We start from the raw sequence: 22923 nt of genomic DNA, 5'->3' as shown, positions 1-22923 counted from the left end.
TGAAATACAAACGGAAGATGGTTTGTGGATTTAAAATGAAGTGGATTAATTCATTAGAGCTTATGTTAATTAACAGAATTCGGGTCATTAAATTCAATGCTCCAAATCCCTCGAACTTGTTTTTCGGTATAGCCTTTTGCCAAATCTTTAGGGTAAAGTTTTAGAATTTTTTCAGCAACTTCTGGTTGAATGTCATTTACAGTTCCATGGCATTGTAAGCACATGACCTTGGTAAGAATAGGGTAATAGAAATTTACTTTTCCATCGGTTTTAACTACAACGGGTTTTACATCAACATTTTGGGCCACTTCAAGTTTAAATTGCTTAATGTATTTCAGTTCTTCATTATTGGCTTTGTTGTATGGGTTTCTGTTTTTTTCAGACACCCGTTCAATCGTGGCATGATGTAATTTAGACATGCTATCGGTCAAGGACGTAGCTTTAACATTGCAAAACTCCAAGGCTTCAAGTATTCCTTTATTTTGTATGGTACCCATTAAGTTTTTGCCCAAGACTTTTTGGGTTGACAGGGCGTATTCCAAACCGATGTCTTCCAAAGTTTTTTCGGTTTCAGTTTGCGTCAAACTCACTTTGCCTTGGTTGTAATTTTTAAACCCTTTCCCTTTAATGTGGTCTTTAAACCACGTAGGTTCTTCAATTTGGTAATCGTACAAGTATTCGGCAATTTTTTCAACAGTGCCTTCCGGAAACATCTGTTTTGGCATGACGCCAAACCTTCTTACGGCTCCAAAAAGTTTTGCGTTTTCTTTGGAAGGATTGTTTGTGAAACTTGTTACGGCATTAACAAAATTTTCTTTATTGTCATAATAATCTAAATAACGTGCTTTTATCGCAATCATTGGAGGCGCAATTCTTCCGTTGCCTTCTGGTGCTTGGGCGTTATGGCAAACATTGCAATAGGTTTCCATAAGTTTTTTTCCGGGGTGTTTCGTTTGAAGCTGACTGTTGTCTTGAGCCGTAGTTTTACTTCCCGATTTTTCTTTGTTATTGCAGCTAACAAACAAGATGGCTAGAACAATACATAGAAGCTTTTTCATGGTCAAATAGATTAAACCACAAATATCTTGTAAAACAGTTAATTTGAAAGTAACATTGGTGACTTTCAACATGCTTTGTTAATGGACAATCCGTTTTTATTTGAAGCTGCAATCCTCAAATAAAACGTCATCGGGTTTTTGTAAGGCTGCCTTGTTTAAATAAAAAACCACCTTATTGAAAGAAATGTTTTTAGCGCCTAGAAGTTCGATAATTGAATCAGGTGTTTTTATATTGGCGTTTTTAATGTTAACGTTTTCGGCATCATGTATTATTAATAAGTTAGCGCATGTAGCATTTACATTATCAATAGTTAAATTGGTCAATGGCGATTCGGGGATGCCATAAACCTTTAAAAAGTGTGTGCCGTTTTCAATAATGAGATTGCTCATGGAGATATTACGGTAAAAAGGTGTGAGTGCATTAACCTCTCTGGCGGGTAAACGTTCGGCCAATTCGCCAACATAGGCTGGTGTGCCTAACATATCCCATTTTATGCAGGTAGCTTCAAGGTTCATGCGTATTCTGTCGTAATATAAATGCTCTCCGCCGCCACCTCTTGGTCTGCGTGTTTTAAATCGAATACCTACCACGGTACCTTCAAAGACGCAATCGTGAACATATAGATTTCGGATTACGCCAGCAGTTTCACTTCCGCAGGTAATGCCACCATGTCCTTTTTGTGCCAAACAGTAGCGCACCACAACATTTTCGGTAGGTTTGTTTACTTTTAACCCGTCTTCGCCGCGGCCAGATTTCATGGTAAAACAATCGTCACCTGTGTTAAGGGTGCAATATTCAATCAACACGTTTTTTGAGGATTCAACGTCTATGCCATCACCACGCGGAATGCCATAAGAGTTCACATAAACCCCACGGATAATTACATTGTCGCAGTAGGTTGGTACGATGTTCCAAAAGGCCGTATTTTCCAATGAAACACCTTCTATGTACACATTTTTACAATTGATGGGTGAAATGAATTTTGGTGGAAAAATCCAATCTTCTTGTGAGCCATCGTGAATCCGTTCCTCAGCAGGTTTGGACAAATCAACCAAACTTTCAATGGGCTGCATGTACGCCCGTTCTTTAATTTCGCCACCAAACGGGCCGATGAGTTTTCCTTTCCCAGTTATGGCAATATTTTCTTGATTGTTGGCATAAATACATGCGCCCAACGACATCATTTCAATACTTTCCACACGATTAAAAACAGCAGGTTGATAATCTTTTACATCGGTACTGAAATGCACAACGGCACCCTCTTCAATATGTAAGTCTATGTTGCTTTTTAAAATGATGCGCCCTATTTTCCAGTCACCTTTTGGGATAATTACCGTGCCACCGCCAACAGATGAAAGTTGGTCAATAGAGTTTTGAATGACTTCGGTAACCATTTCAGAGGGAGTCTCTATTTCATCCGAAATATTGATTTGTCTTTCTGGGAATTTAGGCTTTTCAAAAACCGGCATGTTAAAAGGCGTAGAAACTTTAGCAATGGTATCGGGCAATACCAAATGACCCACTTGTTCTTTTGTTGGAATGGTTTCCAATTGGCTAAAATCGGGGCCGATTTGTATGTTTTGCCTGCAGCCGTATAAACATAAGGCTAAAATAAGGGTGGTGAATATTTTCATATGGTTTAGCATAGTAGGTAAAAATAGGCGTTTTATGTTGAGGAAGGTCTAAGTTTTGTTCGGTGTTTTATTTTATAAAGCTGTAAGTTAACTCAGTAAAAAATAATTATAGAAGACGATATAATGTGGTAACGATTTGCCCTTTGTTGTTATCCAAAATGTATTCGCATAAATGTTTTTCTTCTTTGATTTTTAAATTGAACGGTGCCTGTAACATATCAACACCGCTATTTATTTTTGTTCTATTGCCTTGACCAGAAATAATGTCTTTATTGGGGATAAAATCGCCTATTGGTATGTGTTCCGTAAGGATGAGGTATTTGTAATCTGAAAGTTTTTGGGTTATGTTTTGTATTTCTGTGTTGGATAAATGCTGCAACACCTGGCGCAGAATAACGCAATCGGCTTTTGGAAGCTGGTCTTTCGCAATATCCAAACAAAGAAACTCTAAGTTGTGTTCTTTAAATAAAGTTTTGTTTCGATTGATGAGCTTTTCAACAATGTCTGCGGCAATATATTTTGTGGTGTATTGGGTTAAGCGCTTGCCGATATTAAAATCGCCACAACCTAAATCGCAAACCGTTAACGGTGTAATGAACGATTTTAAAAATTCGGTTACCGCGTCTAAATAAGGTTGTGCAATTTTTGGGTCATGTGACCCTGTCCCAGAATAAAAACCTAAGTTATAACCACCCCAAAGATGCTTCTCATAAATCTGTTCCATGACTGCTTTAGTAGGCCAGGGTATTTTTACTTTTTTGGGCATTTTATAAAGAAAGATTTTTATTAATATAGATTAATTTTGAGGAATAATGGGGAAGTCCTCCCTTCGGGAAGATTTAAATGGGCTTTTTCAACTTACTAAAAACATCCCAAACCACAACACCGCAACTTACCGAAATATTTAAAGAGTGCTTGGTGCCAAATTGTGGTATTTCAATCACGAAGTCACTCGCAGAAACCACATTTTGCGCCACGCCTTTTACCTCGTTGCCAAATACCAAGGCATATTTGGTTTCAGGTTCAACGTTAAAATCGTTAAGCATTACTGCATTTTCTGCCTGCTCGATAGAACATACTTTTACTCCTGTAGTTTTTAATTTCTCAACAAGTTCTAGCGTGTTTTCAACATATTCCCAGTCAACGGTATCGGTGCTTCCCAAAGCTGTTTTATGGATGTCTTTATGTGGGGGAGTTGCCGTTATACCGCAGAGATAAATTTTTTCAATTAAAAACGCATCACTCGTCCTAAACACAGAACCGATATTGTTTAAACTTCTAATGTTATCAAGTATGATAATTATCGGCTTTTTTTCGGCTTCTTTAAAATCATCAACACTCAATCGGTCCAGTTCGCTGTTTTTTAATTTTCGCATGGTTTTATTGTTGAAATCTTGTTTTAATTGTAGATAACTTGTGGTTGGCCAACTTCAAAAAACATGAAATTAATAGTACATTGCATGCTACAATTTTGTCAAAAATAACATTTAAAAACCACTTTACCATTGGCTAAAAAAGCAAAAAAAGAAACGCCGTTGATGAAACAATACAACGCTATAAAGGCTAAGTATCCTGATGCTTTGTTGTTGTTTCGGGTGGGCGATTTTTATGAAACCTTTGGTGAAGATGCCGTACGGGCTGCCGGTATTTTAGGGATTATTTTAACTAAGCGTGGTGCAGGAAGTGAGAGTGAAACCGAGTTGGCTGGATTTCCACACCATTCGTTAAACACCTATTTGCCCAAGTTGGTGAAAGCGGGCGAGCGTGTTGCCATTTGCGACCAACTGGAAGACCCAAAGCAAACCAAAACCATTGTAAAACGTGGGGTCACTGAATTGGTGACGCCTGGGGTGGCATTAAATGATGAGGTTTTGGTTTCGAAATCAAATAACTTTTTATGTTCGGTGTATTTTGACAAAAAATATATTGGCATTTCATTTTTGGATATTTCGACGGGCGAGTTTTTAACCTCGCAAGGCAATGCGGAGTACATAGATAAGCTGCTTCAAAATTTTAACCCGAGTGAGGTGCTGGTTTCCAAACAAAGGCGAAGCCAATTTAAAGATACTTTTGGCGACGATTTCCATACTTTTTATTTGGAAGATTGGGTGTATCAAACCGATTATGCTTACGAAACCTTAACAAAGCATTTCAACACAAAAACGTTAAAAGGCTTTGGTATTGAAGATTTGTATGAAGGCATTATTGCTTCAGGTTCTATTTTGCATTATTTGGGTGAAACGCAGCATCATAAACTGCAACACATCACATCCATTTCAAGAATTGCAGAAGACGATTATGTGTGGATGGACAAGTTCACTATTAGAAATTTAGAGCTTTACAACTCCACTAACAATAATGCGGTAACACTTTTAAATATTATAGATAAAACCATTTCACCTATGGGTGGAAGGTTGTTGAAACGTTGGTTGGCATTGCCTTTAAAAAGTATCGATAAAATTAAACAGCGCCATGAGGTCGTGAGTTTTTTGACCAAGGAAAATACGGTGCTTCAAAAAATTCAGAACCACATTAAGCATATTGGCGATTTAGAGCGGTTGATTTCAAAAACTGCAACAGGTAAGGTCAATCCGCGGGAGGTTATTCAGCTTAAAAATTCGTTGGAGGCCATTGCTCCCATAAAATCATTAGCATCCAATTGCGATAACGAATCGTTAAAAATTGTTGGTGATACGCTGCAAAGTTGTGAAGTACTTCGTGAAAAAATAAAACAGACCTTAAATGAAGATGCTCCAGTGAATGTTTTAAAAGGAAACACGATTGCTACTGGTTTTTCTTCCGAGTTGGATGAACTCAGAAATCTTTCGAAATCAGGAAAGAATTATCTGGATAATATGTTGGAGCGTGAAACGGAACGTACCGGAATCACATCCTTAAAAATAGCATCAAACAACGTTTTTGGGTATTATATTGAAGTTAGAAATACGCATAAAGATAAAGTTCCTGCAGATTGGATTCGTAAGCAAACTTTGGTAAGTGCCGAGCGATATATTACCGAAGAACTCAAAGAATACGAAGCTAAAATTTTAGGAGCCGAAGAACGTATTTTAGCTATTGAACAACAATTATTTGCCGATTTAGTTTCTTGGATGAACCAGTACATCAAAGCAGTTCAGCAAAATGCATATTTAATTGGGCAATTGGATTGTTTGTGTGGATTTGCGCAATTGGCAAAAGACAACCATTATGTTTACCCAACCATTGATGAATCCTACGATTTGGATATTAAGGATGGACGCCATCCTGTTATTGAAAAGCAATTACCCTTAGGTGAAGCCTACATTGCCAATGATTTGTTTTTAGATAGAACTGCTCAGCAAATCATTATGATTACAGGGCCTAACATGTCTGGTAAATCGGCTATTTTACGTCAAACTGCTCTAATCGTATTGTTGGCTCAAATAGGAAGTTTTGTGCCAGCCGAATCCGCACGAATTGGTTTGGTAGATAAGATTTTCACTCGAGTAGGTGCCAGCGATAATATCTCGATGGGTGAATCTACCTTTATGGTTGAAATGAATGAAACGGCATCCATTCTAAATAATATTTCAAATAGAAGTTTGGTGTTGTTGGATGAAATTGGTCGCGGAACTAGCACATATGATGGTATTTCCATTGCTTGGGCAATCAGTGAATATTTGCACGAACATCCTTCAAAACCAAAAACGCTTTTTGCAACGCATTACCATGAACTTAATGAAATGACCGAAACGTTCGAGCGCATTAAAAACTTTAATGTTTCGGTAAAAGAGTTAAAGGACAATGTGCTTTTCTTGAGAAAATTAGTTGAAGGGGGCAGTCAACATAGTTTTGGTATTCACGTGGCAAAAATGGCGGGTATGCCGCAACAGGTTTTACATCGTGCCAATAAAATTCTGAAAAAATTAGAGAAGTCGCATTCAAGTGAGGAGCTCACCGATAAGGTGAAATCCATAAACCATGATTTGCAATTAAGCTTTTTTAATTTGGATGATCCTCTACTGGAAAATATAAAGGACGAGATACTGCACACCGATATTGACACGCTGACTCCAGTCGAAGCACTTATGAAATTGAATGAGATTAAGCGTATGTTGGTCAAGAAAAAACAGGCTTGAAATAAATTTTATTTATTTTAGTAAAAGGCTTTGCATTTCCTAGAAATATTTTAAATTTGCATCCGCAATCGGCAGATTGTAGGTTCTTATACAAATTGCGAAAGTAGCTCAGGGGTAGAGCATCACCTTGCCAAGGTGAGGGTCGCGGGTTCAAATCCCGTCTTTCGCTCAGAAAATTTCGAAAATACCAATTAAGTTGCTGAAGTGGTGGAATTGGTAGACACGTTGGACTTAAAATCCAATGGCCATTATGGCCGTGCGGGTTCAAGTCCCGCCTTCAGTACTCAAACCTCCTTTGTTTAATGACATTGGAGGTTTTTTTATGCTTTCTAATCAATCCATTTGCCTTTAAAAAACTTTGTCTAAATAAAATAGGTTGCCAAGATTTTAGTTGAAGCTTATCAATAAATTGTGTTTCTTTATTGAATATTTAAATTACTAGCAAAAAAGACAACCAAATAAAACAAAATGATATCCTTAGACACACTAGATTACATATTGATTATACTATTTTTTGCAATCACTTTATCTATAGGGATTTTTGTTTCAAAAAAGTCGGGAAAGGATGCATCGGAGTATTTTTTATCTGGAAGAACCATGCCCTGGTGGCTTTTGGGGGTTTCCATGGTAGCAACTACCTTTTCAACAGACACTCCCAATCTGGTAACCGATATTGTTAGAACAAATGGTGTTTCGGGTAATTGGGTTTGGTGGGCCTTTTTAATAACTGGATTGCTCACGGTGTTCGTCTATGCCAAGCTGTGGCGTAAATCGGAAGTGAAGACAGATTTAGAATTTTATGAATTGCGCTATGGCGGAAAACCTGCGGCGTTTTTAAGAAAGTTTAGGGCGGTTTATCTTGGGGTTATTTTTAATGTGATTACCATGTCGGCAGTTACATTGGCCGCTATTAAAATTGGGGGCATTATGTTAGGGCTGGAGCCTTGGCAAACGGTTATTAGCGCTGGACTTATAACGGTTGTGTTTAGTGCTTTGGGAGGGTTTAAAGGCGTTGTGTATACAGATTTTATTCTGTTTTTTGTTGCGATGGTTGGTGCTATTGGTGCGGCTTATTATTTGGTGAACTTACCCGAAGTAGGTGGCATAGAAGCCATTTTAGCCAACGAAAATGTAATGGATAAACTATCTATTTTGCCTGATTTCAATGATAAAAATGCCATAATTACTTTGTTGGTCATTCCCTTGGCGGTGCAGTGGTGGAGTTCGTGGTATCCTGGAGCGGAACCTGGAGGAGGAGGCTATATAGCCCAAAGAATGTTGGCTGCCAAAGATGAAAATCATGCCATTGGAGCAACCTTTTTCTTTAATATCATGCACTATGCATTGCGTCCGTGGCCATGGATTTTGGTAGCTTTGGCCTCGTTGGTGGTGTTTCCTGATTTAGCAAGTATTCAAGAAGCTTTTCCTGTAGTTGCTGACGACAAGCTGGGTCATGATTTGGCATATTCAGCCATGCTTACCAAACTGCCAACGGGCTTACTTGGTTTGGTGTTAGCGTCATTAATAGCGGCTTACATGAGTACCATATCTACCCAGTTGAATTGGGGCTCGTCTTATATCGTATATGATTTTTACAAACAACAGATTAACCCTGAAGCTTCAGAAAAAAGATTAGTGGCTGTTGGAAGGTTGTCAACCGTCATTTTAATGGTTTTTAGTGCAATTTTGGCTTTATTGCTTCAAAATGCACTTCAACTTTTTGAATTGTTGTTGGTATTTGGAGCTGGAACAGGACTCATCTTTATTTTACGTTGGTTTTGGTGGCGCATTAATGCTTGGAGTGAGATAGCCGCCATGTTTGCATCAGGAATTATTTCAATACTATTAAAGTTAACGCCATTGGGCAAATATTTGTTTGGGAAAGATACAGGTGTGTTTGACAGTTATTTGGAATATCCTTTTGTTGTTCTTGTAACCACCAGTATATGGCTCGGTGCAACTTTTATCACGCAACCGGAAAGTAAAGATATATTAAGAAGTTTTTACCTGAAAACCCAGCCAGGTGGACCAGGTTGGAAAAAGGTTATTGATGAAGCAAAGGCGGATGACGTTATATTGCAAAAAGTTGATGAACCATGGAGTGTACCAGCAGGTATTGTCGCTATTTTATTGGGCTGCATATTAATTTATAGCTGTATGTTTGCAACTGGGCATTTTATTTATGGGAACTACAAAAATGCTTTTATTATATCCATTATTGCAATTGTTTCTGGAGTATTGTTAACTCGGGTTTGGAAAAAAATCAAGGTAAACATTTTATAAAATCGAGCAATGATTTTAAAGAGTAGAAATAAAAAAACCGCCTATTAGGCGGCTTTCATTTTTTGCTATCAACGAGTACTAGTTTTCTAGTTCTTCGGCTTTATTTTTAATGGCATCACCTGCCTCTTTCATTGCATCGCCAGTTTCCTTAATGGCTTCGTCCGTAGCATCAACAGCTTCATCCATGGCTTTGCCAGCTTCCTCCAAGGCACCTTCTGTTGCTTCGGCTGCATCGTCAGCCGCTTCTTCCATAGCGTCACCGGCATTTTCAATGGCGTCCTCTACAGATTCAGCTTTTTTGGTGTCTCTACAAGATGTGAAACTTAATGTTAGTGCAACTAAAACGGCACTTAAGGATAATTTTTTCATCGGTTTTTGTTTTTAGTGTTAATTAATGAAGTTGGTCATAGATTTTAAGAATTTAGACGTCAAACTAAATAGAATTTCCGAAAAATCCTTTTCAACTTTACAATTATATACGTAGGTAATTAAGTATTTGGATTACAGCGCCTTTGTTTCTGTTTACAAAGTTTGAGTTTGCCGAGCCCATTTTTAACCTTTTTTCAGTATTTTGAATGAGTTCATTTAAAACAGTTTTCAGTTCACTTTGATTGGAAATAGAAAACAAGCCGCCGTTATCCATTAAAGCTTGCGCTTCAGCGAAATCCTTATGGTTTTTACCAATAATTATGGGCACACCAAAAACGGCAGGCTCTAAGGTATTATGCAGCCCTGTGTTGCCCATGGCACCTCCTACGTATGCGATGTCGGCATAACTGTAAATTTTGGTGAGTATGCCAATAGTGTCTATTACAAAAACGGTTGCTTCTTTTAATAGGGCACCGTCTTTTTGGGAGAATAGAACATAAGGCGCTTCCAGCTTTTGGGTAATTCCATTTATTTGTGCAGGCTTTATATTGTGGGGTGCAATAATGAATTTCACGTGTTTGGGCGCCTCGTTGTTGATATATTCCAACAACAAAGCTTCGTCTTCTGGCCATGAGCTTCCAATTACAACACAGAGTTTATTGTCTTTAAAAGTTTCAATAAATGGCAAAGAATTATCTTGAGCCAACTGACTGTAAACACGATCAAAACGGGTATCGCCGCTTATGGTTACATGGTCGTAATTAATGGACCTAAGCAAGTCTTTTGAAGCTTCATTTTGTGTAAAAATATGGTCAAATGCAAAAAGTGCATCTCTTAGGGGTTTGCCATAAGGCTTAAAGTAAACATGATCTTTTTTAAATGCCGCCGAAATTAGAATAGCCTTTAATTTTTGCTTCTTAATTTGTTTTAAATAGTTCGGCCAAATATCATATTTAACGAAGACCGTGAGTTCAGGGTTTACTATATTTAAAAATTGGTTTGCGTTCATTTTGGTATCAAGAGGAAGGTAAACCACAACATCCGCTATAGGACTGTTTTTACGGATTTCATAACCCGAAGGAGAAAAAAAAGTGAGAACGATTTTATGCGAATTGTAATGTTTTCGTAGTGCTTGAAAAACCGGAAGCCCTTGTTCATATTCACCCAAAGAGGAACAATGGAACCAAAGCGTTTTATCGGAATCTTTAATATTAGAGGATAATGTTTCATAGCTATTCTTCCTTCCTGAAACGCCACTTTTAATTTTATCATTAAAAAGTGCTGCAACTTTTAAGGCAAAAGTTAAAAAATGAATACCTATGTTGTAAATTAAACTCAAATGACTTCTTTGCCGCTAAAATACATTTCTTTAAAATAAATTCATTGGTCAGCCACAATCATTTTTGTAATTTTGCATTTCGATAATCCATAAGGAACATCGATAAAATTAGTCACTTTTATAATGTTGACTATAATTTTTCTTCTATGAAATGAGCCATAACAAGAATTTGATACTAAATGAAATTATTATTGGCGAATTACATCTGACCGATAAAAACAGCATAATTAAAACAGATGAAAAAAATTCAAATGGTTGACCTCAAAGGTCAATATAACGACATAAAAGATGTTGTTAACCCTTCTATCCAAGAAGTTATTGAAAACACGGCATTTATAAATGGGCCTAAGGTTCATGAGTTTCAGAAAAACTTAGAAACCTATTTGGGAGTTAAGCACGTTATACCATGTGCCAATGGTACGGATGCATTGCAAATTGCCATGATGGGTTTGGGGTTGAAACCTGGGGATGAAGTTATTACTGCCGATTTCACCTTTGCTGCCACGGTTGAGGTGATTGCCTTGTTGCAACTTACACCTGTTTTAGTTGATGTTAATGAGGATGATTTTAATATTAACATTGAGGCCATAAAAAAGGCCATTACGCCAAAAACGAAAGCCATTGTTCCTGTTCATTTGTTTGGTCAATGCGCTGATATGGAGGCCATTATGGAAATTGCCAAAGAACATAATTTATTTGTTATTGAAGATAACGCCCAGGCCATTGGTGCAAATTATACTTATAAAGATAACAGAAAGGTAAAAGCCGGAACGATTGGCAATGTTGCGGCAACCTCATTTTTTCCATCAAAAAATTTAGGTTGTTATGGTGATGGAGGTGCCATTTTTACAAATGATGATGATTTGGCCCATACCATAAGAGGCATTGTAAACCACGGCATGTATGAACGCTATCATCATGACGTAGTGGGCGTGAATTCCAGATTGGATAGTATACAGGCAGCGGTGTTAGATGCAAAATTGCCCCATTTGGATAGATACACCAAATCGAGACAAAAAGCAGCGAAAAAGTATAACGAATCTTTTAAATCTTTTGAAAATATCATAACGCCAAAAACGGTAAATGGGTGTGAGGGTATTTGTGATACTTGCGATTGTCATGTGTTTCATCAATATACTTTAAAATTAAAAGGCATAGATAGAGATGCTTTGGTGAAGCATTTAAACGAAAAAGGTATTCCTTGTGGTGTTTATTACCCCATTCCTTTACATAAGCAAAAAGCGTATTTAGATGAGCGCTATAAGGAAGAAGATTTTACGGTAACCAACCAATTGGTGAAAGAGGTTATTTCGTTGCCTATGCACACTGAATTGGACGACGAACAAATAGAATATATAACATCAACAATCATAAACTTTATCAATGGATAAAATATTAGTAACTGGTGGATTAGGATTTATTGGATCACACACCGTTGTTGAATTACAGAATGAAGGCTACGAAGTAGTAATTATAGATGACTTGTCAAATTCCTCAATTGATGTGCTTGATGGCATTACGGCGATTACAGGAAAAAAGCCAATCTTTGAAAAACTGGATTTAAAAGATAAAGCTGGTGTTGAAGCTTTTTTTGCAAAGCATAACGATATAAAAGGGGTTATACATTTTGCGGCTAGTAAAGCGGTTGGAGAGAGTGTAAAAGAACCTTTATTGTATTATGAAAACAATATTGGTACTTTGGTTTACATCCTCAAGGAATTGAAGAAATTACCAGAAGCAAGTTTTATTTTTAGTTCTTCATGTACGGTTTACGGTCAGGCCGATGAATTGCCAATCACGGAGAATGCTCCTGTAAAACAAGCGGAGTCGCCTTACGGTAACACCAAACAAATTGGCGAGGAAATTATTAAGGATACGTGCAAGGTAACACCTATTTTAAAGGCTATAGCCTTACGATATTTCAATCCTGTTGGAGCGCACGAATCAGCTAAAATTGGAGAATTGCCCATTGGTGTACCACAAAATCTAGTGCCATTCATTACGCAAACGGCTATTGGTTTGCGTGAACAACTATCGGTTTTCGGAGATGATTATCCAACGCCAGATGGCACCTGCATTCGCGACTATATTCATGTGGTAGATTTGGCAAAGGCCCACGTTGTTGCACTTGAGCGTTTGTTGCAAAATAAGAACAAAGCAAACTATGAAACCTTTAATTTAGGGACAGGAAAAGGAAGTTCTGTTTTAGAAGTTGTTCAAGCTTTTGAAAAGGTTTCTGGTGAAAAATTGAACTATAAAATTGTTGGTAGAAGAGAAGGAGATATTATTTCGGCTTATGCCGATACTACTAAAGCAAATGAAGAATTGGGTTGGAAAACAAAATTAACCCTTGATGATGCCATGCGTTCCGCTTGGAAGTGGGAGCAGGTGGTTAGAAGTAAAGACTAATTTGCAAATCATGATATACAAAAGCCGAGATGAACATCGCGGTTTTTTTTTATTCAGCGGTTTTCTTTTTCTTCTTTAAGCTTATAACAACCAAAATAATCATTCCAGTAGTGACCGATAAATCGGCGAGGTTGAAAATACCGGTTTTAAAAACACTTCCCAAATCTATAAACAAGAAATCGGTAACTGAACCATAAACAATGCGGTCAAAAACATTAGCGATTCCTCCACCAATAATACTGGCGAATGCAAAAAGAGACCAGTTGCCTAAAGATTTATCTTTTATGATGTAGCGTAAAACAAATCCGAGGACAAGAATGGGCAAAATAAGCAATAATATAATTCTTAATGTAGGATTCAAATCGCTTCCCATACCTAGAAAAGCCCCAGTGTTTTCAACATTCATCAATATAAAGGCATCGCCAATTAAATGAATGCGTTCACCAGGATTAAATTCTGTCCTGCCGATTATGGTTTCTCTAACAATAACTTTTGATATTTGGTCTGCGGCTATGGTTAAAACAATAACGGCAATAATGTAGATGGAGCGTTTCGTTAACTTCATTTAACTATTGGTTGTAAAAGTTGCAGAAGCTGTTTCGGCGTCCCTGTTTATCTTTTTAACCAAGCCTTGTAACACATTTCCAGGGCCAACTTCTGTAAATAAAGTAGCGCCATCGGCAATCATTTGTTGAACAGACTGCGTCCATTTTACAGGAGCAGTCAATTGAGAAATTAAGTTTGTTTTTATAGCATTTTCATCAATTACTGCGTTGGCCGTAACGTTTTGGTAAATTGGGCAATTAGGTTTGCTAAAGGTTGTGTTTTCGATGGCAGCGGCCAGTTCTTCACGGGCAGGCTCCATTAAAGGTGAGTGGAATGCTCCGCCAACAGGCAATACCAAAGCACGACGAGCACCTTCCGCTTTTAAAGCTTCACAAGCCATGTTGATGGCTTCAACTTCTCCGGAAATCACCAGTTGGCCAGGGCAGTTATAGTTTGCAGCCACAACAATACCTTCGGTTGTAGCACATATTTTTTCAACAATGTCATCGTCCAATCCTAAAACAGCCGCCATAGTGCTGGGTTGTAGCTCACAAGCTTTTTGCATGGCCATAGCACGCTGTGAAACTAATTTTAAACCGTCCTCAAAATTTAAAGCGCCATTAGCCACCAATGCTGAAAATTCACCTAACGAATGGCCAGCAACCATATTGGGCTTAAAACTGTCGCCCAATGTTTTGGCTAAAATCACCGAGTGTAAAAATATAGCGGGTTGGGTCACTTTGGTTTCCTTTAGGTCTTCGGCAGACCCTTCAAACATAATATCAGTGATATTAAAACCAAGAATGCCATTGGCTTGTTCAAACAGTTCTTGTGCTAATGGGGAATTTTCGTAGAGGTTTAAACCCATTCCAGAGAATTGAGCGCCTTGACCTGGAAAAATATATGCGTTCATTTTAGTTAGTTTTTAATGCTGCTAAAATAGGAATAATATTAAGAATGTAATTAGTTGTTATTTATGGTTTTAATTATTTTGGCAGGATTTCCCGCAATAACTACATCATTTGGGAAGCTTTTTGTTATCACGGCACCAGAACCAACAATCACATTATTGCCCAAGGTAATACCAGGACAAATGGTAGCGTTACCGCCAATCCATACATTGTCACCAATAATGATGGGTTTGGCATATTCTTTACCACCATTTCGTGCTTTAAACTCTAAAGGGTGTGTTGCCGTATAAATTTGTACATAAGGCCCAATCATGCAGTTGTTACCGATGGTTACTTTGGCCACATCCAAAATGCAGCAGTTGAAATTTATAAAAAGATTTTTACCAATAATAATGTTACTGCCGTAATCACAATAAAAGGGTGGCTCTACGTATAAATTTTCTCCACCGTTTTTAAATATTTTATAAAGAACAGCTTTTCGTTCTTCAAAATGGTTTTCATCTAAACGGTTAAATTCTTGAAATAATAATCTAACAGCATGTCTTTCTTTCATTAATTCGGGGTCTGATGGATTGTACATTTCCCCGGCAAGCATTTTTTGCTTTTCAGTCATAAGAATAAAAATTTAAAGCGTTTCACAAGCTGCTTCTGCGCATCGTTCACCATCCATAGCAGCTGAAACAATGCCACCTGCATAACCTGCGCCTTCTCCGCAAGGATAAAGATTAGTTATTTGTGGATGTGCCAATTGTTCTGTTCTTGGTATCGAAACTGGCGATGAAGTTCTCGATTCCACGCCCACAATATTGGCTTCCTCGGTGTAATAGCCTTTCATTTTTCTTCCGAAGGCATCAAAGCCTTTTCGCAATCTGCTTCCTATGAGTTTAGGCAAAAGTGAGTGAAGCGGCGCTGAATTTAAACCCGGCTGGTATGAAGAAGGGTTTAATGTATTTGAAAACTTACCTTCAACGAAATCTGTTAATCTTTGTGCTGGCGCAGTCTGATTTCTTCCGCCAGCAGTGAAGGCCAATTTCTCCAAGTTCTTTTGGTATTCCAATCCTTTAAGTGGGCCAAATTGTTCGTATTTGGGCAAATCTGTATCCACATTTATTTCAACTACAATTCCAGAATTGGCATATAAATTATTCCGTTTTGATGGTGACATGCCATTAACCACCACTTCGCCATTGGCCGTTGCAGCAGGAACTATAAATCCGCCAGGACACATGCAAAACGAATAAACACCTCGGTCGTTGACCTGTTCTACCAAGCTATAGGATGCGGCAGGCAATAACTCTGGTCGCTCACCGGAGCAGTGATATTGAATGGAATCGATGATATGCTGCGGATGTTCTGCCCGAACGCCCATAGCAAACGATTTTGCCTCAATGGCAATGTGTTTTTTATGAAGCAAATAAAAAATATCCCTAGCCGAATGCCCAGTTGCCAAAATCACTTTATCAACGGCCATGTCTTCACCATTTTGAAGTTCTAAAGCATATATTTTATTGTTTTTAATTTTGAAATCGGAGACACGGGTTTCAAAATGAATTTCACCGCCATGTTTTAAAACTGTTTCCCTTATATTTTGAACCACTTTTGGTAACTTATTCGTACCGATATGTGGATGCGCGTCTACTAAAATTTGCTCGGTAGCACCGTGATATACCAAGTTTTCAAAAATGCGTCTTACGTCACCACGTTTTAAACTTCTGGTGTAGAGTTTGCCGTCACTATAGGTGCCAGCGCCGCCTTCTCCAAAACAGTAATTGGAGTCTTCGTTTACAAAATGCTCTTGGTTTATGGCGCGTAAATCTCGGCGACGGGCTTTTACATTTTTACCACGTTCTAAAACAATTGGTTTAAAACCCAACTCAATACAACGCAGTGCGGCGTACATGCCTGCAGGGCCAAAACCAATTATGTGAATGGGTTTGGCTTTTGAAACGTCTTGGTAATCGAAATGGTATTCGGAAGTTTTAGGCACATCTTCGTTTATAAAAACCGCTACTTTATAATTGAAAATGATATTGGGTTTTCGAGCATCAATGGATTTTCTAAGGATTTTAATACCCGAAATATTAGCCTTGTCAATCTCCAGTTTTTCGGCCGATTTTAAAAACAAAATACCACTAATTTCTTCCTCTTTTAATGAAATACGAAGTTGAATTTCTTTTACCATGATACAAAATTAGCGAAATTGACTCGGTTTTTATTGAATTACATAATTCGAGTAAATGGAATTTATATCCAAAGATTTTGCATCTCCGCTATGGATGATTATACGGTATTTTAAAACGGTAGGATGCGATTGTGAAAGGACCATGGGTTCTGCTCCGGGAAAAGGATATACAGCATTTTGCATGCTGCGCTGTTTGCGTAAAATCCATTGGTCAATAGGTTTGGGATTCATTGGATGGCAGAGTATCGTAATTCCTGATGGCTCTTCTGTTTCACTAAATAAACCGGAAATATCCATCCAAGGGCCTGCTTTTACAGGTAAATTTTCTGGGATAATCTCACCTGTAGAACTGGTAAATGCCACATCATTTGGCAATTTAATTCTTGGTGAAAATCCGCCATAACCTTTGACGTCTTCCGAACCGCCTATGCGCATATTGGGTTCTAAAGCCAATGAATTTATTTCAATATCTATCAGTCTATAATTTTCAGTTCTGGGATAAACTTTAAAGGTTGTTATCTCTTTTACAAAAGGTTTTTCGTTTCCTTCGGCATCCAACCATAAATCCGATTTCCAGAGGACTTCAGCTTTTATCCCTTTCGCGGAAGACTTTTGAGGGAGTTCTTCAACAGAAACCACATCCCAACTAAAATGGTCAATTTCCCAACCGTCACCTATACGTTTGTCGCCAATATATAATTGATGCCATGCCCAGAATATGCCACGATGATGCGGATGGTCTTCAGGGAAATCTTCGGTTAAAACGGTTCCATTCAATGCATAAAGCGGATGAATGTAATTGGCTCTTTTGTATTTGCCATTCAAGGATTTTTCAGCGATTTGATATTTGAGGATGCTGTCATTTCCCTCGGAAAAATGGGCTGCATCAGCGTTTATGGAAACATTGACTTGTTTTGAATCTGAACAACTTAAAAGTCCAATTGAAATCAATAAAATGAATGTCCATTTCATTTTAAATGGGTTTTAAAAAAGTTGTAAAGTACGTTTAAATCTTGATTTTTTTGAGGAACGGAATGCCCTTTTCCGTAATTAATTAAGCTAGAATTGGGTACGTTTAATGAATCCAATTTCGACTTAAAATGTTTTATTTGGTCTTGGTAATACGGTTCGTCATCTTGGTTATAAAAAAACAGAACAGGGGCCGTTTTAGAAGATTCCACCAAATAACTGGCGCCCATGGTTTCCCATAAAGACCGGTTGTTTTCCAAATCGCCCCAAGCCCATGGGCAACGGGTTTCCAAATTTTGGTCGCCATCGTTTAAAACATTATAAATTTGGGTGTAATCAAAAACACCTGGCCCGAGGGCAGCGGCTTGCACATTGTCAGGAACTACTAAATGAAACCCCGTATTTTCAAATTCTGGAACGGATTTGTTTCCAATAGCCATAGCCCCTGCCGTTGAACCGCGTGAGAACCCGTAAACGCCAATAGTGTTTGAAAGTCCTAATTTTTCACCTTCAATCCGTAACGTTCGGATGGCCGATTTTACTTTTTGGGCAGCATCTGGGTTGATTTGGTACGATTTGTAAGTTTCTGGCTCGCCACCTTTTGGGTTGCCTTCACCCCAAGGGCAATATTTTGGGTGGTCTGCAATGGCCCAAGCCATGCCGTGCGCCGGTAGTCCCTCCAAAAACGAATCGTTAAACCCAGAAAAGGTATACTTTAAATAGGTGCGCTTGTTTTTGTTTGTATCGGTTAGCTTGCCTGTTTCGGGGTTAAACGTCGCATAGCTGTTGCTGTAAGAAAACGATAGAATTACGGGCACTTTTTTTGAGGGATTAGCGGGATAAACAATATCCATATTCAGCATATCGCCATTGGTGTATTCTTTGGGTGTGTTGTAAACCGTGGGATTATCCTTAAAATAGGGGACGTTTCTGGCAATGCGGTAACCTTCAAACAACACATAGGTTTGGTACACAGAACAGTCGGTCAACCCACAAAATGAACCGTCAGCAATAGCATTGTTTATGGCAATGATATCTTCGTTTATTTTGGTGGCTGTTGCATTAGGGTGATTTTTATAATCGAGTTCAATTACCCGATAACCTTGGTTTAATAGCCAATCAATATCCTGTTTGTTGGTATTTTGCCCGATTTTTTCGAGTGGCAAATGTTCTAAATAAATGACGGTAGCATGACCTCCTTTAAAATCTTGTGCTGGAGTTTTGGGGTTGTTTATGGTGTAATTAATGTTTTGCCCAACAACCAAACTGCGCCATTCGCCTTTTAAAGTTGAATGACAAGAGGTGAGCAAAAAAACAAGCATTAAAAAATAAACCATGCTTTTTTGAAACCGAAAGAAAAGTGCGTTTTGCATTTAGCAAAGCTAATGAAATAGTGGTTTATGATTTCGGGAATTTTGGAAGGTTCGTTTAATGCGATGATATGCGTCGTTTTAATGACTTATATCAGTCGTTAAACGAAGTTAGTTGAAATTTTTTACAAAATAAAGTTTAAACTAAATGGATTAGTCTAGGAACATTACTTAATTTATTCCTTAATGTTATAGGTTTTATCTTGAAACAAAATGCTTCCAATAACCATACTTAAGCAACTAGTAATAGTTCCATAAATAGTAGCGTCAATTCGTGTATCATAAATAAAGCAAAACAACCAAGTTAGTCCACCAATTATAATCGCAGACCACGCACCAACCACGGAGGCTTTTTTCCAAAATAAGCCAAATGTAAAAGGCGCAAAAAGACACACTAAAATGAGGCTTAAAGATGCTTCAACCAACCCAACAATGTCTGAATCATCAAAGGCAAAATAACAGGAAATAATAGCGATTAAAATCACACTTAATCGTGTGTAAAGTAGTAGGCGTTTGTCCGATAGGTTTTTGGCATATGGCCGAATTAGGTTCTCCCCAATTACCGTTGCAGGAGCTAGCATGGCGCCGCTTGATGTACTTAAAATGGCAGATATCATAGCTCCGTAAAAAAGTATTTGTACTGGTGTGCTGGTCATAGCATTTACCAAGTTTGGAATAACGCTTTGATAATCATTGTCCGCCATTAATTCAGGATATAATTGAACACCTCCCAAGCCAATTACCAGAGGGATGCTGGGAATAAGAACCAAGAGTATGGCACCAAGAAAAAGACCGTTTCGGGCAGCTTTTTCACTTTTTGCTGAAAACACACGTTGGTATATTTCCTGTACAGGTATGGCCCCAACTACAAAAGCCAATAAAAGTGCAATGTAATCTGACCAAGCATCAAGCCCTCCAGTTGGGAAAATATTGAAAAATTCTCTGGGCTGGCTTGCAAAAATGGGTTCAATGCCACCAGTTCGGCTTAACGTTTCAAATAAAAGTATGGATAGGCCCAAGAGAATCATGATACTTTGAACCATATCCGTATAGGCTACAGCCCACATGCCACCAATGTAGGTGTACAAAACCACAATGGCGGCACCTATAAAAATGCCGTAAGTAATAGGAACGCCCATTACGGCATTAAATAAATAGGCCAAGGCAACAAATTGAGCAGCAATCCAGTGTGGATAGGCGAAGGTCATCAATAAAGACGAAGCTAACTCAAGTTTTTTGTTGTACTTTATTCTAAAGAAATCGTTTACAGTAACGATATTCATCCTGTACAATTTGCGTGCATAGAATTGCCCAACAATAAACAGGCAAATTCCTCCAGATAGAATTAAGGTTACATAAGAAGAGAATCCGTCTTGGATGAAATAACCAGGATTGCCCATAATTTGACTACTGCCAAACCAGGTAGCAAATAAGGTTACCGCAACAAAAGATGTGGTTAGGTTTTTTCCAGCAAGAGTGAAATCACCAGATGTTTTTATTCTTTTTGAGGCCCAAAACCCAATGCCGAGCGTGGCCAACAAGTAAATGATGATGAAAAAACTAATCAAATTTAAGTTCTATTTCATTGGACTTCAGATGTTGATAATCTAAGGTAGTCCAAATTTTTCAACAAATTGTACTTTGTTGAAAAAAATAATCAGTCCACAAACCTAGCTCTTCCTTTTCCAGAAAGGGCCATCAAATCCTTTAAATCGTAATATTTTAAAACACCATATAATACATTGGTGTAAACATCTTTTTGTATGGGGTTTTCCAAAAAATTATAAAAAGACTTTACCGACCTTGAAATTTCAGTATTGTTAATTCGGTTATCCAAGTAGGTAGCATGTATGGCCGTTGGACCATAAAGGCCGTTGGCGACAAATGTTATATTATGATTTTTTAATTGGCTTTGTTGTTCGATAAAATCGAGAATGGTCATTACATCAATAACCCGTTGCCCCATGATGGGTTTGCCGATGTGCATGCTGGCCATGGCGTTTCGGTATTCCCGATTCCAGTATTTGGAATCGTTGAGGTTTATGGGGTCGGCAGTTTCGCCAAAACCCCTTAAATCTGGCAGAACCAAAATATCTCCTTGGTTAATGTAATGGTCAATAATACTTTCGTTTGCCAGAATATCTCCTTTGCCGCTTTCATTTAAATACAAAACAACATTGCTTTTCTCATTTACATTTTCTGGCATGATTACCAAAATAGGTATGGGCATTTGCCCATTGCGGTTAATTTGGTATTTATAAAGCTCATATTTTCGTGCTGAAGAAGTGCCAGTTGGAACAATTCCAATGGGTTCGTTGGGTATTTCTATCCCTAGTAAATCTAAAACCGTTTTTCTTATGGCGGTCTCATCATTTTTTAAGAAAGCCTCCCTGCTTTTTTCAAAATCGAGAAATTGTTGTTTGTGGTATTCTGGAATAGATATATTATCGGGAATGGATGTAATGACTTGCCCAGTTGCTGTGCAGTTTAATTGCTGGAAATCTGTTGAACGGCTTTCGGTTTCAATGACGGGGGTATTATCGCCATAAAACCATTTTTTGAACCAAGAAGCCATAGCTTCCCGTTTGGGTTTTGGCATGCCATGGCCGGCTTCAACCGAAAAGAATTTTACATTTGAAGGTTTGTTCAAAGTGTTATAAGCCGATTCTAATTCTTGAAATGCTTGCGTAGCTCCCCAAAAGTCCACAAAATCATATTTTCCAGACATAATCAATACAGGTTTTGGCGCCATCATCAAAACAAAATCAGCAATTTCCAATTGTTCTCTGCCTTCATAGGGTATATGTTGGCAACCATCTGAAGCGCCGTAAACATCTAACACCTTTTCACGTTTAGTGAAGTAGCTGCAAACTGTGGCTACTTTTATGCGTTCATCCAAGCCTAACATATAGGAGGCTTGCGTGCCGCCACCCGAGCTTCCGTAAATGCCAATTCTGTTTTTATCAATATCGTTTCGGGTTTCCAGATAGTCAATGGCACGGTGGTTGTCCCAATACTCATATGCGGCCAAACTGGAACCGAAAAGGTTGGCGCCAGCATTAACTAAGGTATGCTCGGTGGTCGCACCACGTGTAAGCGATTGGCTGTTTTCATCTACAAATTGGATGCGTTCACCTTGACCTAAGGGGTCAACGACTAAAACAGCAATTTTGTATAACGCCATTAAAGTAGCTGCTCGTGATAATGGGGCTTTGCCACCCAATCCGTGCCCGCATAAATTTAAGGTTGCAGGAAAGGGGCCTTCTCCATCAGGTATATACAAATTGGCCGTTACATAGCGTTTAGGACTACTTTCGAAAATGATGTTTTCAACCCTAAACCCATCCAATTGGGTTACGCCTGAAACTTTGGCGTTGAGGTCACCTTTTTCAGGAAAATCGCCAATGATTTTTTTATAGCGGTCAATACAATCGTTTCGATACTCAATGAAGTCTTTTTCAGATTTAAGAGCTCCAGTGAAGTTTTGTTGGCGGTCGCTGTACTGTTGATGGATATCGCGCAGCAAATAGTTGTTATAGGCCATATTCATTCTAAAAGACAGCGCGTTGGAGTTTACTTGGGCATCTGCTGCGGAAATAAATAGAGCAACAAATATCAGGATTTGTAAAGATTTCATTTGTAAATACTTAAAAAGCGTTTACAAATTACATAATTATGATGGAAGTATAACGAGTAAGTAATTTATAAAAAAAAGCGAATCTAATCGATTCGCT

The 22923-nt window shown here is 38.2% G+C and carries 18 protein-coding genes and 2 tRNA genes; 6 read left to right on the top strand and 14 right to left on the bottom strand.

Annotation, left to right across the window (positions count from 1 at the left end; all coding sequences use genetic code 11):
• Positions 1-65: 65 nt before the first annotated feature.
• The 4 genes from ACB104_RS11190 to ACB104_RS11175 form a co-directional block, all read right to left on the bottom strand.
• The gene (locus tag ACB104_RS11190; RefSeq protein ID WP_370478752.1) at positions 66-1058 is read right to left on the bottom strand and encodes a Tll0287-like domain-containing protein; all 993 of its coding nucleotides are present in this window, start codon (positions 1056-1058) and stop codon (positions 66-68) included.
• Positions 1059-1154: 96 nt separating this feature from the next.
• Positions 1155-2693: a glycoside hydrolase family 28 protein gene (locus ACB104_RS11185; protein ID WP_370478750.1), complete on the bottom strand. Its 1539-nt coding sequence runs from the start codon at positions 2691-2693 to the stop codon at positions 1155-1157.
• Between the two features lie 106 nt (positions 2694-2799).
• The gene (locus ACB104_RS11180) at positions 2800-3459 is read right to left on the bottom strand and encodes a class I SAM-dependent methyltransferase (RefSeq protein ID WP_370478749.1); all 660 of its coding nucleotides are present in this window, start codon (positions 3457-3459) and stop codon (positions 2800-2802) included.
• A 73-nt stretch (positions 3460-3532) separates the two neighbouring features.
• On the bottom strand, positions 3533-4069 hold the full coding sequence (locus ACB104_RS11175; protein WP_370478747.1) for an RNA methyltransferase: 537 nt from the start codon (positions 4067-4069) through the stop codon (positions 3533-3535).
• Positions 4070-4198: 129 nt separating this feature from the next.
• On the opposite strand from ACB104_RS11175, the gene mutS reads away from it, so the two are divergent.
• The 4 genes from mutS (at position 4199) to ACB104_RS11155 (ending at position 9094) form a co-directional block, all read left to right on the top strand.
• Positions 4199-6811, top strand: a complete 2613-nt coding sequence (gene mutS / locus ACB104_RS11170; protein WP_370478745.1) for a DNA mismatch repair protein MutS — start codon at positions 4199-4201, stop codon at positions 6809-6811.
• A gap of 97 nt (positions 6812-6908) precedes the next feature.
• A tRNA-Gly gene (locus ACB104_RS11165) sits at positions 6909-6980 on the top strand.
• A 29-nt stretch (positions 6981-7009) separates the two neighbouring features.
• A tRNA-Leu gene (locus tag ACB104_RS11160) sits at positions 7010-7094 on the top strand.
• A 185-nt stretch (positions 7095-7279) separates the two neighbouring features.
• Complete coding sequence (locus ACB104_RS11155) at positions 7280-9094, top strand: sodium:solute symporter family protein (protein WP_370478744.1); 1815 nt, start codon at positions 7280-7282, stop codon at positions 9092-9094.
• Positions 9095-9172: 78 nt separating this feature from the next.
• Here ACB104_RS11155 and ACB104_RS11150 read toward each other — a convergent pair whose 3' ends face one another.
• Entirely contained in the window at positions 9173-9463 is a 291-nt protein-coding gene (locus ACB104_RS11150; RefSeq protein WP_370478743.1) for a hypothetical protein, read from the bottom strand.
• A 103-nt stretch (positions 9464-9566) separates the two neighbouring features.
• Entirely contained in the window at positions 9567-10802 is a 1236-nt protein-coding gene (locus ACB104_RS11145; protein ID WP_370478741.1) for a 3-deoxy-D-manno-octulosonic acid transferase, read from the bottom strand.
• A 236-nt stretch (positions 10803-11038) separates the two neighbouring features.
• Between ACB104_RS11145 and ACB104_RS11140 the strand changes: the two genes are divergently transcribed.
• Both ACB104_RS11140 and galE read left to right on the top strand, forming a co-directional pair.
• Complete coding sequence (locus tag ACB104_RS11140; protein ID WP_370478739.1) at positions 11039-12193, top strand: DegT/DnrJ/EryC1/StrS family aminotransferase; 1155 nt, start codon at positions 11039-11041, stop codon at positions 12191-12193.
• Positions 12186-13211, top strand: a complete 1026-nt coding sequence (gene galE / locus ACB104_RS11135; protein ID WP_370478737.1) for a UDP-glucose 4-epimerase GalE — start codon at positions 12186-12188, stop codon at positions 13209-13211. The genes ACB104_RS11140 and galE overlap by 8 nt, the downstream gene beginning before the upstream one ends.
• A 49-nt stretch (positions 13212-13260) precedes the next feature.
• Here the strand turns inward: galE and lspA are convergent, their stop codons facing one another.
• From lspA to ACB104_RS11095, 8 genes are all read right to left on the bottom strand, one after another.
• Positions 13261-13776 carry a signal peptidase II gene (lspA, locus tag ACB104_RS11130; RefSeq protein WP_370478736.1) on the bottom strand — a complete coding sequence of 172 codons (516 nt, stop codon included), beginning with the start codon at positions 13774-13776 and terminating at the stop codon, positions 13261-13263.
• Positions 13777-14670, bottom strand: a complete 894-nt coding sequence (gene fabD, locus ACB104_RS11125) for an ACP S-malonyltransferase (RefSeq protein ID WP_370478734.1) — start codon at positions 14668-14670, stop codon at positions 13777-13779.
• 50 nt (positions 14671-14720) lie between these two features.
• Positions 14721-15281: a sugar O-acetyltransferase gene (locus ACB104_RS11120; protein WP_370478732.1), complete on the bottom strand. Its 561-nt coding sequence runs from the start codon at positions 15279-15281 to the stop codon at positions 14721-14723.
• Between the two features lie 12 nt (positions 15282-15293).
• The gene (locus tag ACB104_RS11115) at positions 15294-16850 is read right to left on the bottom strand and encodes an NAD(P)/FAD-dependent oxidoreductase (RefSeq protein WP_370478730.1); all 1557 of its coding nucleotides are present in this window, start codon (positions 16848-16850) and stop codon (positions 15294-15296) included.
• Positions 16851-16880: 30 nt separating this feature from the next.
• Entirely contained in the window at positions 16881-17822 is a 942-nt protein-coding gene (locus ACB104_RS11110; RefSeq protein ID WP_370478728.1) for a DUF6807 family protein, read from the bottom strand.
• On the bottom strand, positions 17819-19156 hold the full coding sequence (locus ACB104_RS11105) for an alpha/beta hydrolase family protein (RefSeq protein ID WP_370478727.1): 1338 nt from the start codon (positions 19154-19156) through the stop codon (positions 17819-17821). The genes ACB104_RS11110 and ACB104_RS11105 overlap by 4 nt, the downstream gene beginning before the upstream one ends.
• A 209-nt stretch (positions 19157-19365) precedes the next feature.
• A complete protein-coding gene (locus ACB104_RS11100) occupies positions 19366-20757 on the bottom strand; it encodes a high affinity choline transporter 1 (protein ID WP_370478725.1) in 1392 nt (463 codons plus the stop codon).
• Between the two features lie 89 nt (positions 20758-20846).
• On the bottom strand, positions 20847-22826 hold the full coding sequence (locus ACB104_RS11095; RefSeq protein WP_370478723.1) for an alpha/beta hydrolase family protein: 1980 nt from the start codon (positions 22824-22826) through the stop codon (positions 20847-20849).
• Positions 22827-22923 lie beyond the last annotated feature (97 nt).

Source organism: Tamlana flava, assembly GCF_041287255.1.
In the GTDB taxonomy this organism is placed as follows: domain Bacteria; phylum Bacteroidota; class Bacteroidia; order Flavobacteriales; family Flavobacteriaceae; genus Tamlana; species Tamlana flava.
The sequence above is the reverse complement of the archived record's forward strand: the minus strand, read 5'-3'. Positions and strand labels throughout refer to the sequence as shown.